This is a genomic window from Paenibacillus sp. FSL R5-0749, assembly GCF_038595085.1.
GTDB lineage: Bacteria > Bacillota > Bacilli > Paenibacillales > Paenibacillaceae > Paenibacillus.
The window spans coordinates 2,262,352-2,277,837 of the sequence record NZ_CP152005.1 but is presented as its reverse complement, the minus strand read 5'-3'; the positions used below and the strand labels follow the sequence as shown (position 1 = coordinate 2,277,837).

Here is a 15,486-nt window from a genome sequence, read left to right as displayed (position 1 = left end):
CCATGACCATGACTCCCCATGAAGTGCAGGCATATGTTCTCACCTATCTGGAAGCACTCGATTGTCAGATTATGGAGCGTTCGCCTGCCCATGTTACTGTTAAACTTTCGCCTGAGGCAGACAAAGCGTTGACCAATCGCCCCTATTATTGGGGGTTCGTGGAGCGAACCGGAGCACCCGCTGAGACAATGTCCTTTACATTTATATTCGATCCTGACAGTTATCAGCAGGCCATTGAAGCAGCCGAAGCCAAAACAGCGCAAGCATCACCTGACACTGCTCAAACGAATGGCGCAACCAACGGCAGTCCTCAAGGCGAGCCACCGAAAGAAACCATTCTGGGCCGTTATTTCGGCATTACTCCATCCATGCCACTACTGGGACCAGGAAGGATATTGCGTGAAGAAGTGGTGTACGGCAGTCGCAGACTCCAACAGATTTTTGGTGCAGCACGTGAAGGGGGTGCCTTCGTGAATCTGTTCGAACAAGCTGCCAAACGGCAATTGCGCGCTACAGCGCCAGCCGTATATGAACCTTGGCTCGGTGTCTGTTTTAAGGTAGAGTTCGCCTGTGATTTGAAACGGGAAGAATTGCATTTTCTCGGCATCTCCCTTAGATCGGGTGAAATTATAGAGAAGTTCGGAACCAAGCTGAATCGACGTGATCTCAGTCCAAGGCTCGCGGAGAACATGCATGTACAGACAGCCAAAGTATCGTTATCCGATGCCGGAGCTGCTCTCGAATCTCATTTGACGAACCGCTTGCTGGAACTCGATTATAGCTGGGCTGAGAAAGCCCAAGAGCGACTTGATCTGGAGCTGGACGTGTTGGATACCTATTACGAAGCAGTACTCCGGGAAGATACACCTGAAGTAGAACCCCCGAGTAACACAGCCTCAGGCATGGAGAGTGTCCATTCTAACCGCACATCACCTGTAGCTCTGAAAAAAGTTCTGGATATCACTAACGCTAAACCCATTGGAACAGATATGGAACTGGCCGCAGAGGCCGTTGTGCCGATCGAAACCGAGACAGACGCTGAAGAAGAGAAAGCCAAACAGGCGGTTATCGATCGCGAAGCCATGAAACTGCAATACGAGACACGCCGGACCGAGATGATCTGGCAATACGAACCCAAAGTGAAAGTGACTGCGATTAGCAGCGGCATGTTTCACTTAAGATAGACGAAGACACTACTTTTCCTGCAAATGCTGGCAAAAGTAGTGTTTATTCATGATCAGCTGCCCGACAGGTTGCGGCAACCTTTGCATAGCCCGTCCCCTAGAATGAAATTAGGACCGGCTCAGGTAACGGATAAATGAAAAGTAGGTGTGAATTTGAAACAATTCTTCCATATGTGTTGGAACAACGCTCGGAAAACAGTCTGTATCTCCTTGGGCTTGCTCAGTTGTCTTGCCCTATTCTCCTTTTGGTCGATAGCCAATGCTGAAGAACAAAAAACGTCTTCACCATATCTCGCTTCATCTACAGCATATGGTCCCGAACATCATGCTTCCCAGAATGACAAACTAGCTCCCGCTGCTGTGCAACGATTTGCAGAGCAACAAGCTGCTGCACTTGGTACGGCTAACGCGGAAGCTGATTGGAAGAACGCCGACCTGGACTTCTATCCTCTGGGCCCTGGTACACATAGCTGGCTGGTGCAAGCTGCATTGGATGGGAAACCAATGGGATATATGATTATTACCGCCACAGAACAGGGACATCTGATGCTTAGTGAATATGGTCAAGGAGAGCAGTCACCATATAACAATGAACTTCTCGGACAAGCCTTGGATCGACAACATGTGAATCTTGAGGCGTTACTTGCTGGCGGAGGAGAGCTTCATCGTGGTTATGCTCTTCCCCTGCTGGCTTATTGGAAAGTGGAACAACCCAACCATCCTGCACTTTATATTGATGCTACGAATGGTGATGTATTACCCTCCGAGTTACTGAAGCTGTTGGAGGCTGATTCCAAACAGGTTTCTGCGATCATAACTAAGTTATCCATAGCTCCATCGGGCACAGTCGATCCAATTCATTTGCGTCCCGTCTTCAATCCGGCTGACAATCTGTTGTGGATGACATCCAAGCCTATTGCTGCCAATCGGGCACGAGAGGTGATACAACACGGGGAGGATCAAGAAATTGTTTTCTCAGCAGATGATCGCAACGTCGTATACGGTGGTCCTCTACCCGTCAGCGGTTATCAGCTGTGGCATGCAGATCATGAAGCAGAGTCCATTCTATATGTAGCGCTTGGTGGAAAAACATCCATTCAACGCTTTGTGCCTTTGAGCACATTACAACAAGACGGTCAGTTTTACATCTTGAAGCCTTAACTGTCAGCTAACTCTACAGAGCATTCAAATAACGTTAGAACAATTAAATATCTACAACAAATAAGACGCCTTCCCATGTAATAAAGGGATTGCGTCTTTTGGTTTCTCAACAAGGCGTGTCTTTAAGCTCACTGAGTGAAATAGGTGTGCTACAGTTATCCTTTGCCTGAAGAACTTCGTTTATGAGACGGTGTATCCAATTCCTTTTCCTTTTTCCCCACCCACAGGGATACAGCGAAGGGAATCATACCAAACCATTTCATCGCCCACGGCTCTTTCCTTTTGGCACGGTCTTTCCGCTCATCCTTCGGCGTATCGATATAATGAACAACCCGCTGCGTAATGTATTTTACCAATTCATCACTTTTGGCCATAACATCTGCCTCCTTCGCTCCTGCACATTCGCGGAGCTTACGATAGTTCTATTGTGTGCAAGATGTGTACTGGTTAAACATTTTTTTATTGAAAAGGGTATGAAAAACCTCAGAATGCACAGTCTAATGCCAAAGGTATCCAGACAGCCATGAATCTGCATCCGATACCTATTTCATGAAGGAGTGTGTATCCCATGTATAAGCTGCTGACCGCTTCGGTGGCCTTGTTAATCAGCTTCTATTGCCTTACCATGCTGCCCCATGTCGCTTATGGAAAAGCAGCCCCGTCCCAGAACAGTCCATCCATGCTGCCTGTGACCGATGGAGATGCTTATCGCTCAAGTCATCATGCCTTTGCAGCACCGGTTATCCTGCTCGATGTAGGCCATGGCGGTATTGACGGCGGTACGTCAGCCCAGGGTGTTCTGGAAAAAGATATCAACCTCGCCATTAGCCAAAAAGTCTATCTCCTGCTTCGCAGCAAAGGTTATGCCGTTATCATCAATCGACTTGGTGATTACGCCCTTAGTGACGACAACCGCTGGCTGAACAGCCGCTCGCGTCATACCAGAGATCTTGCCCAACGTAAGAGCCTTAGCGAAGAAGTAAGTACGGATATCGTGGTCAGCATCCATGCGAACTGGAGTCCCCGATCGTCTGCACACGGCCCCGTGGTATTGCACCAGAAGGAAGGCAGAAGCTATCTGTTAGCCCAATCCATCCAGGACGCCATGAACCAATTATTCAAAACGGAGCACGGAGTCGTGTGGGGCAAGCCCTTTTATTTATTGAATTACGTGAAGCAGCCAGCCGTCATCGTCGAAACCGGATTTTTGAGCAACGCCGAAGACCGGGCCAGAATGAGTGACCCCGCAGAGCAAAAACGAATCGCAGAGTCTATTGCGAGCGGCATTATTTATTATCTGTCGGTAGTGTAGGGGTAGCGTGCCAGTTCCACACTTCGCGCACAAGATCGCCAATACCTACAAACTCAACCTGACCCTGCAGACGGGAAACGGATTCACGAACTACAGCTGATGTGTTCATCCCGCTATGTCCGACATGACCAATAACAACACAGGTCTCCTTGTCGATTGCACGACGAGCTGCCAGATCCATTTGCTTGCGAATGTGTTGCTTGGAGTTCTGATCATCCAGGAAAATGTCATTACCTACAGGTGGCATGTTTTTGGATATGGCCAGTTCCCCCACCACGGAGCGAAAGTTCGTACGGCTGTCTACAAAGAATAGGCCCCGCTCCTTGCATACATCGAGCACAATGGACATGATGCGTTTGTCCGAAGTAATTTTGGAACCCATATGATTGTTCATGCCAATTGCGTAGGGCACATCATCAATCGCTTTTTCCACGCGTGAGCGGACTTCCGCGTCTGTCAGATTGGATGTGATTGCACCCGGGCCCAGCCATTCAGGTCTTCCTTTCTTGGGTTCCATGGGCATGTGCACAATCACATCCATCCCCTTTTCATGTGCAGCTATCGCATCTTTCTTCGTTGTTGGCAAAAAAGGCATGACTGCTACCGTAAGTTTAATTGGCATTGCCAAGATCTCTGCGGTACCTTTCATGTCGTTACCAACATCATCGATGATAATCGCTAATCGTTTATGATTTGATGTGGACTCTGAAGCTGCCGCTGTTGGCCCTCCTGCCGATATCCCTGCGCAAATTACTATCAACAATACCATGCAACCTGCAATGAATCGAAAATGCTTTCTATTTTCCATCATCATGACTCCCTCCCCGTAAGTTTCTGTGATTTCATTGTTTGATAATGAAGGGAGGAATATGTAAGCCAATGCCTTCCTTAATCACAATATCCCCACCACTGGAGACCTGTATCTTCAGGGAACCACGCCATCTCCCCGTTTTCACCTTTACAATCAGACAAGAAATGTCATTGAAGTGCTAAAAAAAAGAGATTAATTAGAAAAAATACTGTAATTTGTCAGGTTTTCAGTTTGGCAATTATTTAGTAGAATCAACAAATGAAAGAAGTTAATATGTTTCATTTCTTTCCTATACTTTTTGGAAGGGGGTTTTGAAAGGGTTTACATAAAATAAATGCCAGACTATCAGCTCTTTTTATTTCCCTGGTCACGGTTTCTCTATGTAACCATTTACCATTATCGAGGAGGATGAAAGTAGTGAAATTCAAATTCAAAAAAACGATCAATGTTTTATTGGCCTGTTTAACAGCACTACCCCTGATGTTAACCCCGACACAAGTTTCGGCGGCAAGTGATGCCAACATTAATTTATCCTCGGAAAAACAACTGATCAAGGGCTTTGGGGGTATTAACCTTCCCGCCTGGATTGGTGATCTGACTCCCGCTCAACGTGAAACTGCTTTTGGTAATGACCAGAATCAGTTAGGCTTTTCAATTCTGAGGATCTACGTCGATCCAGATTCCAATAACTGGTATCGTGAAGTTGCCACAGCGAAACGGGCTATTGAGAAGGGTGCTATCGTATTCGCCTCCCCGTGGAATCCTCCGAGCAGCATGGTGGAAACGTTCAACCGTAATGGAGATACCAATGCCAAACGTTTGAAATACGACAAATATGCCGCATATGCGCAACATCTGAATGACTTTGTAACCTATATGAAAAATAACGGCGTAGATCTGTATGCCATTTCTGTGCAAAATGAACCGGATTACGCGCATGACTGGACCTGGTGGACTCCACAAGAAATTCTTCGTTTCATGAAAGAAAATGCCGGGTCCATTCAAGGTACCAAAGTCATGGCACCTGAATCCTTCCAGTACTTAAAGAACATATCCGATCCAATCCTGAATGATCCGCAGGCACTTGCCAACATGGACATTCTGGGAGCACATACGTATGGAACCCAGATTTCGAACTTTGCCTATCCTCTCTTTAAGCAAAAAGGAGCCGGTAAAGAACTGTGGATGACTGAGGTATATGTTCCGAACAGTGACAACAACTCAGCAGACCGCTGGCCTGAAGCACTGGAGGTTTCCTATCACATGCACAATGCCCTGGTGGAAGGTGATTTCCAGGCCTATGTGTGGTGGTACATCCGCAGACAGTATGGTCCGATGAAAGAAGATGGTACCATAAGCAAACGCGGATATAATATGGCCCATTTCTCCAAATTTGTACGTCCTGGCTACCTGCGAGTCGATGCAACGAAAAATCCGGATACGAACACATTTGTCTCAGCCTATAAAGGGGATAACAAAGTAGTCGTCGTGGCAATTAACCGTGGAACTTCGGCCACAAGCCAAAAATTCGTTCTGCAGAATGGTAATGCCTCCACGGTGTCTTCATGGGTTACGGACAGCAGTCGCAACCTGGCAAGCGGGGCCTCGCTTACCGTATCCAATGGAGCCTTCACGGCACAACTTCCCGCTCAGAGCGTAACAACATTTGTTGCCAACATTACTGGTGGGAATAACGGCGGAAATACAGGCAGCGGCACTACTTATGAAGCAGAGACCGGAACAACACTTACGGAAGCTGCCATTGAAACGATCTACCCCGGTTACACAGGCTCCGGGTATGTCAACTTCAATGCAATGACTGGTTCAGCCATTCAATGGAACGCTATTAACAATACGATTACTGGCACCAAAAATGTAAAGTTTCGTTATGCGCTGGAAAGTGGAACACGTAACCTCGACATTTTTGTTAACGGAACCAAAGTTATCAGCAATGAGCCCTTTCCAGCAACGGGAAGCTGGTCCACTTGGGTTGAAAAAACAATACAAGTTCCCATGAACACCGGGACCAATACCCTGAAAGTGGTTACAACGGGAACGGAAGGACCGAATATTGACAGCATTAATGTTACCGCAGCACAATAAAACATTCCGTATGGTTGATGTTAGGATAATATCAAAAAATGCAAACAAAAAAAAGACTCCTCATGCGTTAGCTTGAGGAGTCTTTTTATTCGATGCGGTCGAGAGGACTCGAACCTCCACGGGGGGTTAGCCCACACGGACCTGAACCGTGCGCGTCTGCCAATTCCGCCACGACCGCATATTGTATCTCCGTGATTAATCTCGGCGACAAGAAATAATATATCATGCCCAATCTATCATGTCAACACTGAAAATAATAACATGAAAGCCCGAACCAGACATGCTTGTCCATTCGGGCTTTACCTTCAACTAATCATTTGGTTCATCAAAAAGGAGTCATACTACAGCTTGGAAGGCCAATTGCCATACCAGGCATAACCGCCTCTTCTTTCTTTATCAATGTCACTCAATTTGTATTTAACTACCCCGTCTCGTCCAATGAAAATGGGTCTATCCGTTCCTATTTCATAGAAGCGTGCCCAGATCGGTGCTGCTTTGGAATCAGCGATAATCTTGCTATCACCATTTGCCCTTTCATACTTGTAACCCGTAATTTTCACCTTGTTAAACCAGTCCTCTGCTCCTTTAATGGATGCGGTAATTTTAGCGGTAGCAGGCCTTGTTTTCAGAAATTTAACAATCGTTACACTCTCTCCAGCTGTCAGCGATGGTACTTCGTAGATTCTTGCGCTCGCTGGTTTAAGGGAACTGGAATCATGTTGTTGTCCCCATGCTGTAAGCTTCTCGCCTGAGACGACCTGAGTATTCAGAATCGCCCCCACACCTTTGGCAACTGAATTTTTACTGCGATTAGCAAGTGTACTGTCGATAAATGAGAAATCACCTTTGCGTGTTGCTACTTCATCGAGCATGATCATTACATTAATCATTGCATCATCATTGTAGGTAATATGCTTGTGATATCCAGAGCTTTGGTAGACTTGTGGCCATCCGCCGTTTGAATACTGCATATTGATCAAAAAGTTGATTCCTTTGATTGCAGCTGTGGAGTAGCGTGGATCATTCGTCTTTTTAAATTCCTTCGCCAATCTTCTAATTTCTGAATATGTAGCCTTGTTGTCAATCGTGGACTTCGCCCACTCTCCACTTGTTTGTTTATAATCTTTTCTCCAACCTCCATCCGGCAGTTGGTTCTTCAAAATATCTGAAATACTCGCTGTAGTACCCGATGCATCAGCAGCAGATACCGTCCCTACAGGGAGAACTGCAATTCCAACTGTTGAGAACACCATGGCGCATGCCAGGACAAAAGTAACTATTTTCTTTGCTTTCAAATGTAACACTCTCCCATGTTCATTGTAATAACATCCACAATTCTACCTTACCTATAACGCCCGTCCTTAAACCTCCTTAATTTAAATATATAACATAATAAAATCCATTTTTATCCAATATGTGGATTGGATAATCAGATGATATGCAAAAAATCAATTTTTGTCAATATATGCAACTTAATGAATATAATCTCTTAAATTCTACATAACGGATAGTCCTTTTAACTCATGACAAACTTATTTATTTATCCAATTTCGTCTCAAACGAATCAATAATGACGTTTTTGTCATCAATGATACCCAAACTTGACGCCTTCTTTCATATAAAATCGTTAATTCCGCTAACATTGAGGTATTACGAAGGGGTTTAAAAGGGTTTGACAATTACGCATTTATGCAATATAGTTTCAAATAGTTACAAAAACTTAATTATTCATTGCCGAGTTTCAGGTTTGAAAACGGGGGAACCATTTTGGGTGAATTATTCTTATACATAGGAAATATAGGGAACCTTCTACCGAACCCTTAGCTAACTCCGTAGGCATCGAAGGGAGAACATTGATTTTGAAAAAACTGATTATCTCCATTTTTGGAGCGGCTGTACTATTTACATCCGGGGCAACAAGCACAGAGGCAAGCAGTATTAACTCCGTAGTGAACAACATGACAGGTATTCCTTACAAGTGGGGTGGCACGACTCTGGCCGGGTTCGACTGTTCCGGGTTTATGAGATATATTTTCAATAAATACAGCATTGAATTGCCACGTACTTCGCAACAGCAAGCCAAAGCAGGTACTCCAGTAGCCAAGAGCAATGTTCGGACAGGTGATCTGGTGTTCTTTAACACAACAGGCAAAGGCATTTCACATACAGGTGTTTATATCGGCGGCGGACAATTTGCACATGCATCCAGCAGCAAAGGGGTAAGCATCACCAAAATGAGCAATCCTTATTTCAATGATCGTTACGTAACAGCACGTCGGGTAACTGGACAGTTTATGTACGATAAAATGTTAGGGAAAATGTAGGGATAATATCAAAGAGGAGGCTCCGGATCAACCGGAACCTCCTCTTTTGTTTGATTTCCTCTTTAGGAGGACAGTCCTTGGACTACCTCCATCTTACACTTAATGCAGCGCCTTCTGCACTCGCATCGCGCCCTGGGACAGGGCATGTCCGCCTCCTACAGCTCCGGCCACAGCAACGGTCTCCATAATCTCCTGATCTGTAGCGCCCTTGGCACGTGCTTCTTCTACATGATAGAAGGTACATACCTCATTGTTGGCGAACAAGCCAATACCAAGCGCGATGAGCTGTTTGGTCTTCGCATCAATCGCCCCAGGTTGGAAGCATTCTCCGGTAAACTCATGATACGACTTCACCACACCTGGCAGCACATCACTTAATGCTCCAATCTGATCCTTGTAGGCATGAACTTTATCATTCATCAATGTCATGTCTTGCAGCACACCCTCTCGGCTATAGTTACAGAATTTCTTCACTGTACCTATCTTCTCTCCCGAGTGAGTCAATTATGCCAAGAAATCATGGTAATTCCAAACATTTGTACGCTCATACTTCTGACATAATGATCGTTGTTACTCACCAAGTGGACTTTGCCGGGGTTCGCTGAACAACTGATAGCGGTAACCACGATCCAACTTGACGACACGTCGATTTTGACGACGGATAAGTACCTGCTCGCCATCCCAGGCAACGACAATCCCGGTTACATCGTTCGATTCCAGCTCGTCCCGTACTACTCTGACTTTCTCACCTGACAGACGCAGGGCGTCCAATTCTGTATCACTAATCATGTTCATGGCTCCTATATTCCAAATTTATTTACAAAAAGAGACCTAAATGAAAAGTCATTTAGGTCTCACGTGACTGTATTGGACTGTCATGTCATTCGAAATTATGTCCCGACTGAAAGTTACCGCTGCGCGTGCTCTTTGCTGTCGTTCTTCTCGAACCAAAAATCAAGCACTTTGGCGGACATCACACGTTCTTCAAGGTACTCCACTTGATGCGGTGTAAATTGTTCTTTCCAAGAGAAGGACAACTCTTCGCATAAGCCTACAATCGTCAGTAATTCTGACCAGGCAACATAGCGTTTGTACCAGAAAAATTGAGGATGTTCAATCATATAGGGATAAAGGTCATCGAATTCCGTATGTTTACAATCCAGGGCACGTTCAAAATGAACTTTCGATTCCGCCAGCTTATCATTAAAGAATTGTTCTGTTGCCGGTTGGTTCCCCATGGTGTTGCCTCCTCTCCCTAACATAACCCCATTATAAATGAAATTAGCGGCCATGCAAAGGCATAGTTCAAAAAATAGGCCCTATTCCTTTAGAATGTCACATTTCGTTATCGTCAAATTGTACCGTCCCATCGTTCAGGGAACGAATGCGTACCAAGGCTTCCACCGGAATCCCCTGTTCACGAATCGTTCGTGCCCCTGCCTGGAAACATTTCTCTACCACAACACCGAATCCGACGAGTTCCGCACCGGAACGCTCAATGATTTTGATGACGCCACGAGCGGCATCTCCATTGGCAATAATATCATCAATGAACAAAATACGGTCATTCTCATGAATAAACTCGCGAGATACCATAATGTCAGTTACAATTCCTTTGGTAAAGGACGGTACGCGTTCACAGTAAGCATCAGGATCAGCTAGAAGTGTTTTTTTGCGACGGGCGAATACAAGTGGCACCCCAAGTTCATAGGCCGCGGCAAACGCAACCGGAATCCCCGAGGATTCTACCGTGATTACACGGGTCACTCCACTTTCACGAAAACGGGCAGCGAACTCACGCCCCATCTCCATCGTTAATGCAGGATCAATCTGGTGGTTCAACAGACCATCCAGCTTCAATACTTGATCCGAGATGACAACACCCTCTTGTAAAATTCGTTGTTTCAATAATTCCATGATTTGACCTCCCAAGCCTATCCTATGAGGTAAAAGTATCATATATCTATCTATAAGTTCAAGCGAAATTGCCTGGACGCTGTCCTTCAGACGCGATTCAAGCCAAAGCTCATGATCGATTGTCATGACTTTCGTGGGTCAAGCATACCTTGTACCATGGTACCCGCATGTCCAAACTATACAGGGTCCTGAGAGGGGAAACACATGAAACAGGCATTTCGGGTGCTGCAGATCGCATTTACATACATCGGAACGGTTGTCGGAGCCGGCTTCGCTACAGGGCAGGAAATTTTGCAGTTTTTTACCCAGTATGGCAAATGGGCCACCGTCACCATAGGCTTATCCACCATGCTCTTTGTCTGGTTAGGTACCAAAATGATGCTGATCGCCCACGATACCGGATCCCGCTCTTATGAGGATCTGAACAAACATTTATTCGGCCACAAGGCGGGCAAATGGATCACTTGGGTGACCCTTCTCATTCTCATTGGCGTGAACAGTGTCATGCTTGCCGGAGCAGGTTCCGTTTTTGTCGAACATCTCGGTTTGCATTATCAGACCGGTCTAATCGTCACACTTGTAGGGACATATCTGCTTCTCGGTCGGGGCATCCAAGCTATCCTTCAAATGAATAGCATTGTCGTGCCTATGATGCTCCTGTTATCTCTGCTCATGATCACAAGTACCATCCATCATCCGGGAGCTTCCCGATTCATCACACTGACGACAGACTCAAATCCTATTCAAGTATGGCTGTCTCCACTGTTGTACACTTCATTTAATCTGGCTTTAGCTCAAGCTGTTCTGGTGCCTGTAGGGAACCAGATTCGTAGTCGGAATGTGCTGAAGTGGGGCGGAGTATTGGGTGGAATTGGCGTAGGTTTCATGCTAATGGCAGCCCATTTTGCCATGTCGGCACAGATGCCCGGCATCATCCAATTCGAAATTCCGATGGGCAGCATCGCCTTTCAACTTGGATGGGCAGTACAATCTGTATATGTATCCCTTATTTTTATGGAAATATTCAGTACGTTTGTTGCCGATATCTATGGCATGACCTTGCAACTCAGACAACATATACGCGTTCATCCCCGTTTCATTACATTAACCATTATGCTGCTCTGTTACTCACTCAGTCAGTTTGGATTCAGTTCTCTGCTATCTATCCTTTACCCTATCTTCGGAAGTATGGCACTATTCTGGGCAGCCAAATTGGTATTAAACCGCTGGGGCGCTTTTCGTGGACGCAAAAATATATAAACATGCTTATGTACTTCATGAATATGTGCATACGTTTGCTTCATAACCACAATTCATCACTCATGCGCACACCTTTTGAATGGGCAAAAGCCGCTGTTTAGCACAGCGGCTCGCACTTTTTGTTCTCTCTTTTAGGTCTTGCTGGGAAACTGTAGATACATCTTCTTCAGCTCATTGACTGATCTGCCGAGCGAGTAATGTGTTTTGGCTTTTTCACATGCTGAACGGGCAAGTTCATAACGATATGCCGGATCAAGCATCACCTTTTCAAGCGCTTCAGCCAGTGCAGAAGGATCTTCGGCCGGTACAAGCAACCCATTGCTACCATTCTCGATCTGTTCGGGTATTCCACCTACATCCGTACCCACAAGGGCAAGACAACTCAGCGCCGCTTCAGCGAAAACGGAACCAAATGCCTCTGCTCGTGAAGGAAGTACAAAAATATCAAAGAATGGCATGAATTCCTCAGGGTGCAGTGTGTAACCATAGAAAATGGTCTCATTATAGATCCCTAATCGCTGCGCCAATTCTTCCAGATCAGGACGAATCGGTCCATCTCCAATAATATGTAACACATAATCATGACCTCGGCCCTTGAGTTCCGCACAGGCTTTGAAAAGAATATCCAATCCTTTCGCCGGAACAAGCCGACATACCGTCACTAGCTGTGGTATCGCATTATCATGAGGAATCGGCTTAAAGCGCTTCTCATCAAATCCATTGGGAATCACACCGATGACATCAGGTTCCTTCACGTAGGGAGCCAGATAACGACGGAACGAGTCTGACACCGTCAAGAGACGCTCTGCCTGATGTTCCAGTTCACCATATATCGCAAGCAGGAATTGATGCTCCGGTCCGTCCGTTTCAATGCGTCCATTAAGGATTAATTCTCGTTCATAACTGGAGTGAATCGTCTGAATGAGAGGTGTATCCGGGAAGACCGTTTTCATCGCAAGTCCGGCAATGGGATGGTGAGCATGAATCAGATCATAGGGCTTCTGAATACGCAACTTGGTCCACCATAGATAATCACGATAGGTTTGAATATATTTTTGGACAACAGGACTATCCTGATATTCAGTCCAGTCAAACGTTTCGAAATGAACTTCCTCCCTGCCCTTGTTGCGAATCCGCTTCGGCAACGAGAACAGATCCATTTCCCACCTTGGGGTTGTAAATCTCTCTTGCATATACGGAATCATAGAGGATACACCTCCGGGCTGCTCCGGAGGAAAGAAAAGCGCCTGCAGCAATCTCACTGTTAGTTTCCCCCTTTCTAATTACGTTCTTTCCATACATCTTCATTCATGATATACCAGAACATATGTTCAGTAAAGATACAAAATGAGAATCCCTCTCAATTGCCCATCCTATATTGCATGCATATTCATTCATTTGTTTTCTCTGATACGGCTCTGTTATCCATTATGACATAGGACAGCCGGAACATCTATATTACGATAGACACAGCAAAATCTTGCTATTCAAACCACGCGATTTAAGCAGCACTTGATAAGCTTTTGTTATCACTCGTATATACAACATATTCATGAAACATGACGCTCAGAAGCAAAAGCTTTAAACCAAACCAGCAATCAACCACTTGCTGTTGTCATCAATATATATTTGATAATAATTATAATTAAAATCAGAGGACAGTCATCATGCTCAGCTCAGGAGCTCCACCGGCTTCTCATATGTACTGTAACCATCAGTCTCTCCCAGAAAAGTATACCCGTTCCGCGCGTAAAAGGCGTTTAACGTTGCGTTGTCGGCTCCGCAGTCCAAACGAACCGTATGTTTGCCTTCAAAGTGTATGCCGCTGCTGGACCATTCCAATATTGCTCGTCCCAGACCGCTTTGGGCATATTTTCTTCGGATCGCCAGCCGATGCAGATAGATTGCGCCATCCTCGGCGTAAGCTTTTGAACCCCAGAGATGAATATCCCACGGGCTTGGCTGAACCATAAGGATGACCATTCCCGCTACGTCAGCTCCTTTTTTAAATACAAACACATCCCCGCGCCGAATTGCCGCTGCCGTATCATGTGAATCTTCACCTTGAAGCAAAGCGTTCCATTGGGTAGAACCTTGGCCCTGTAACCATTCGGCTGTCTCCACCAACAGCGACATCACATCCTCCGTATCTTCGGGCTTCGCCTGAACCGCTTGAAAACCATCGTTAATATATTCGCTACTGATCCTGAATGAGTGCATATTGTTCTCCTCCGCTTCCTGAGCTCTATTAAACTAATGGTACTATACCGGGAAATGAATTTTTCGTCAAAATGAGAACAAAAAAAGGTAAAAGGCAGTTGCCTTTTACCCATCTATTCTGGCTTCATCAATAATCTGATTTCGATACAACATCGTAAGATGAAGGGTATCAAACTCCATCTCCTTGTCCAACTCCTGCATCAACACTTCGACAAGGCTCTTTCGCTGCACACTGGTTCCAGGAACCTCGTAATCAATGTATCCCGTCAGATCGGATTGAGAGGTGTCTATTGTTGCTGTTCCGACAGGCAACCCACCTCGTTCCTGAAGAAATAGCTCATACACCCGGAACTCCCGGTCCTTACGTTTCAGCATGACATAACATGCTTCTTCAGCAGCTTCCAGCTCATCCTGATCGGATTCATCCAGATCCTCAAATTCCTCGGAGAAATCGCGATGTATCCACTCTAACGTCTCGAGTTCATTCCCCTGATGCCACATGCGGATCGTAATCGTATCGATGATGTCCTCATCCAGCTCTCTGACCAGCAACTCTGCTGCGGCTTCCAATTGGTTCTCTTCCGGCTCGTCATACCAGTGTATTTCACCTTGGACATCAGCGCCATATTGTTTTAGAGAAGCTTCTGCAAGCTCCTGTCCTTCGACATCATTGAATATATAGGTGGATATGCTGCGTCCTGCGCTGACCATTTCCATCTCCAGAACCTGATCCCGATCTTCATATGTAAACGATTCGGCTTGTGAAACAGGAATTACCTTACTTTCACTGCTGTCTATATCGTCATAGCTGCCATCGTGATGATTCATATCCTCAGACGGCCACATCGTATCTGACTCAGGCTTATGCAGAACTGAGTGCAATGAGCCGCAACTAACCAGCACTTCATAATATGCAGCTTCCAACGCATCTGCAAGAGATCGGACATAGGTATGCACTTTATCCACAATAAGTTGCTCTGTGTCATCTGGCAGAGACTCCTGCTCGATCTGAAGACTGCCTGATAAACGGTCTCCTTCTCTGTACACGAGAAAAAGTGAGCCTGCATATTGACCATTGATCATCACGTCCTGCACTTCTCCACCTGATGTCCGCAGGTCTGCAACCAATTCCACATCATATTTCATCACGTGTCCTCCTCAATTCCTAACGTTATTCTCTTAGGATGCCCCTGA

At 45.7% G+C, this 15,486-nt stretch carries 16 protein-coding genes, 1 tRNA gene and 1 riboswitch; of the genes, 6 read left to right on the top strand and 11 right to left on the bottom strand.

Annotation, left to right across the window (positions count from 1 at the left end; translation table 11 throughout):
* Positions 1-2 precede the first annotated feature (2 nt).
* Together MKY85_RS10305 and MKY85_RS10300 are read left to right on the top strand one after the other, a co-directional pair.
* Positions 3-1,184, top strand: a complete 1,182-nt coding sequence (locus MKY85_RS10305; RefSeq protein ID WP_339260302.1) for a YqhG family protein — start codon at positions 3-5, stop codon at positions 1,182-1,184.
* A 147-nt stretch (positions 1,185-1,331) separates the two neighbouring features.
* On the top strand, positions 1,332-2,345 hold the full coding sequence (locus tag MKY85_RS10300) for a hypothetical protein (protein ID WP_342572521.1): 1,014 nt from the start codon (positions 1,332-1,334) through the stop codon (positions 2,343-2,345).
* A 155-nt stretch (positions 2,346-2,500) separates the two neighbouring features.
* Here MKY85_RS10300 and MKY85_RS10295 read toward each other — a convergent pair whose 3' ends face one another.
* Positions 2,501-2,719: a YqzE family protein gene (locus tag MKY85_RS10295; protein WP_339303090.1), complete on the bottom strand. Its 219-nt coding sequence runs from the start codon at positions 2,717-2,719 to the stop codon at positions 2,501-2,503.
* A 194-nt stretch (positions 2,720-2,913) separates the two neighbouring features.
* Here MKY85_RS10295 and MKY85_RS10290 point away from each other — a divergent pair, with 194 nt between their 5' ends.
* The gene (locus MKY85_RS10290) at positions 2,914-3,657 is read left to right on the top strand and encodes an N-acetylmuramoyl-L-alanine amidase (protein WP_342572520.1); all 744 of its coding nucleotides are present in this window, start codon (positions 2,914-2,916) and stop codon (positions 3,655-3,657) included.
* Here the strand turns inward: MKY85_RS10290 and MKY85_RS10285 are convergent.
* Complete coding sequence (locus MKY85_RS10285; protein WP_339241230.1) at positions 3,632-4,471, bottom strand: divergent polysaccharide deacetylase family protein; 840 nt, start codon at positions 4,469-4,471, stop codon at positions 3,632-3,634. The genes MKY85_RS10290 and MKY85_RS10285 overlap by 26 nt on opposite strands.
* Before the next feature lie 414 nt (positions 4,472-4,885).
* On the opposite strand from MKY85_RS10285, the gene MKY85_RS10280 reads away from it, so the two are divergent.
* Positions 4,886-6,571 carry a carbohydrate-binding protein gene (locus MKY85_RS10280; RefSeq protein WP_342572519.1) on the top strand — a complete coding sequence of 562 codons (1,686 nt, stop codon included), beginning with the start codon at positions 4,886-4,888 and terminating at the stop codon, positions 6,569-6,571.
* Positions 6,572-6,664: 93 nt separating this feature from the next.
* Here the strand turns inward: MKY85_RS10280 and MKY85_RS10275 are convergent.
* Positions 6,665-6,749, bottom strand: a tRNA-Leu gene (locus MKY85_RS10275).
* 163 nt (positions 6,750-6,912) lie between these two features.
* Positions 6,913-7,875: a pectate lyase gene (gene pelA / locus MKY85_RS10270; protein WP_342572518.1), complete on the bottom strand. Its 963-nt coding sequence runs from the start codon at positions 7,873-7,875 to the stop codon at positions 6,913-6,915.
* 418 nt (positions 7,876-8,293) lie between these two features.
* A riboswitch (cyclic di-AMP (ydaO/yuaA leader) is annotated at positions 8,294-8,425 on the top strand.
* A gap of 5 nt (positions 8,426-8,430) precedes the next feature.
* Between pelA and MKY85_RS10265 the strand changes: the two genes are divergently transcribed.
* Positions 8,431-8,895 (top strand): C40 family peptidase, encoded by a 465-nt coding sequence (locus tag MKY85_RS10265; RefSeq protein WP_339241221.1) that lies wholly within the window; start codon positions 8,431-8,433, stop codon positions 8,893-8,895.
* Between the two features lie 99 nt (positions 8,896-8,994).
* Here MKY85_RS10265 and MKY85_RS10260 read toward each other — a convergent pair whose 3' ends face one another.
* The 4 genes from MKY85_RS10260 to MKY85_RS10245 all read right to left on the bottom strand — a co-directional run bounded on the left by MKY85_RS10260 (position 8,995) and on the right by MKY85_RS10245 (position 10,812).
* The gene (locus tag MKY85_RS10260; protein ID WP_339243003.1) at positions 8,995-9,324 is read right to left on the bottom strand and encodes a carboxymuconolactone decarboxylase family protein; all 330 of its coding nucleotides are present in this window, start codon (positions 9,322-9,324) and stop codon (positions 8,995-8,997) included.
* A 141-nt stretch (positions 9,325-9,465) separates the two neighbouring features.
* Positions 9,466-9,684, bottom strand: coding sequence for a hypothetical protein (locus tag MKY85_RS10255; protein WP_278295843.1), 219 nt, complete (start codon positions 9,682-9,684; stop codon positions 9,466-9,468).
* 119 nt (positions 9,685-9,803) lie between these two features.
* Positions 9,804-10,133: a hypothetical protein gene (locus tag MKY85_RS10250; RefSeq protein ID WP_036609615.1), complete on the bottom strand. Its 330-nt coding sequence runs from the start codon at positions 10,131-10,133 to the stop codon at positions 9,804-9,806.
* Between the two features lie 97 nt (positions 10,134-10,230).
* Positions 10,231-10,812, bottom strand: coding sequence for a xanthine phosphoribosyltransferase (locus tag MKY85_RS10245; protein WP_124113961.1), 582 nt, complete (start codon positions 10,810-10,812; stop codon positions 10,231-10,233).
* A gap of 204 nt (positions 10,813-11,016) precedes the next feature.
* Between MKY85_RS10245 and MKY85_RS10240 the strand changes: the two genes are divergently transcribed.
* On the top strand, positions 11,017-12,072 hold the full coding sequence (locus MKY85_RS10240) for a hypothetical protein (RefSeq protein WP_339303095.1): 1,056 nt from the start codon (positions 11,017-11,019) through the stop codon (positions 12,070-12,072).
* Positions 12,073-12,203: 131 nt separating this feature from the next.
* On the opposite strand, the gene MKY85_RS10235 is transcribed toward MKY85_RS10240, so the two are convergent.
* The 3 genes from MKY85_RS10235 to MKY85_RS10225 all read right to left on the bottom strand — a co-directional run bounded on the left by MKY85_RS10235 (position 12,204) and on the right by MKY85_RS10225 (position 15,438).
* Complete coding sequence (locus MKY85_RS10235) at positions 12,204-13,334, bottom strand: glycosyltransferase family 4 protein (protein ID WP_342572517.1); 1,131 nt, start codon at positions 13,332-13,334, stop codon at positions 12,204-12,206.
* Between the two features lie 409 nt (positions 13,335-13,743).
* A complete protein-coding gene (locus MKY85_RS10230) occupies positions 13,744-14,292 on the bottom strand; it encodes a GNAT family N-acetyltransferase (RefSeq protein ID WP_342572516.1) in 549 nt (182 codons plus the stop codon).
* A gap of 105 nt (positions 14,293-14,397) precedes the next feature.
* On the bottom strand, positions 14,398-15,438 hold the full coding sequence (locus MKY85_RS10225; RefSeq protein ID WP_339241214.1) for a hypothetical protein: 1,041 nt from the start codon (positions 15,436-15,438) through the stop codon (positions 14,398-14,400).
* Between the last annotated feature and the right edge of the window lie 48 nt (positions 15,439-15,486).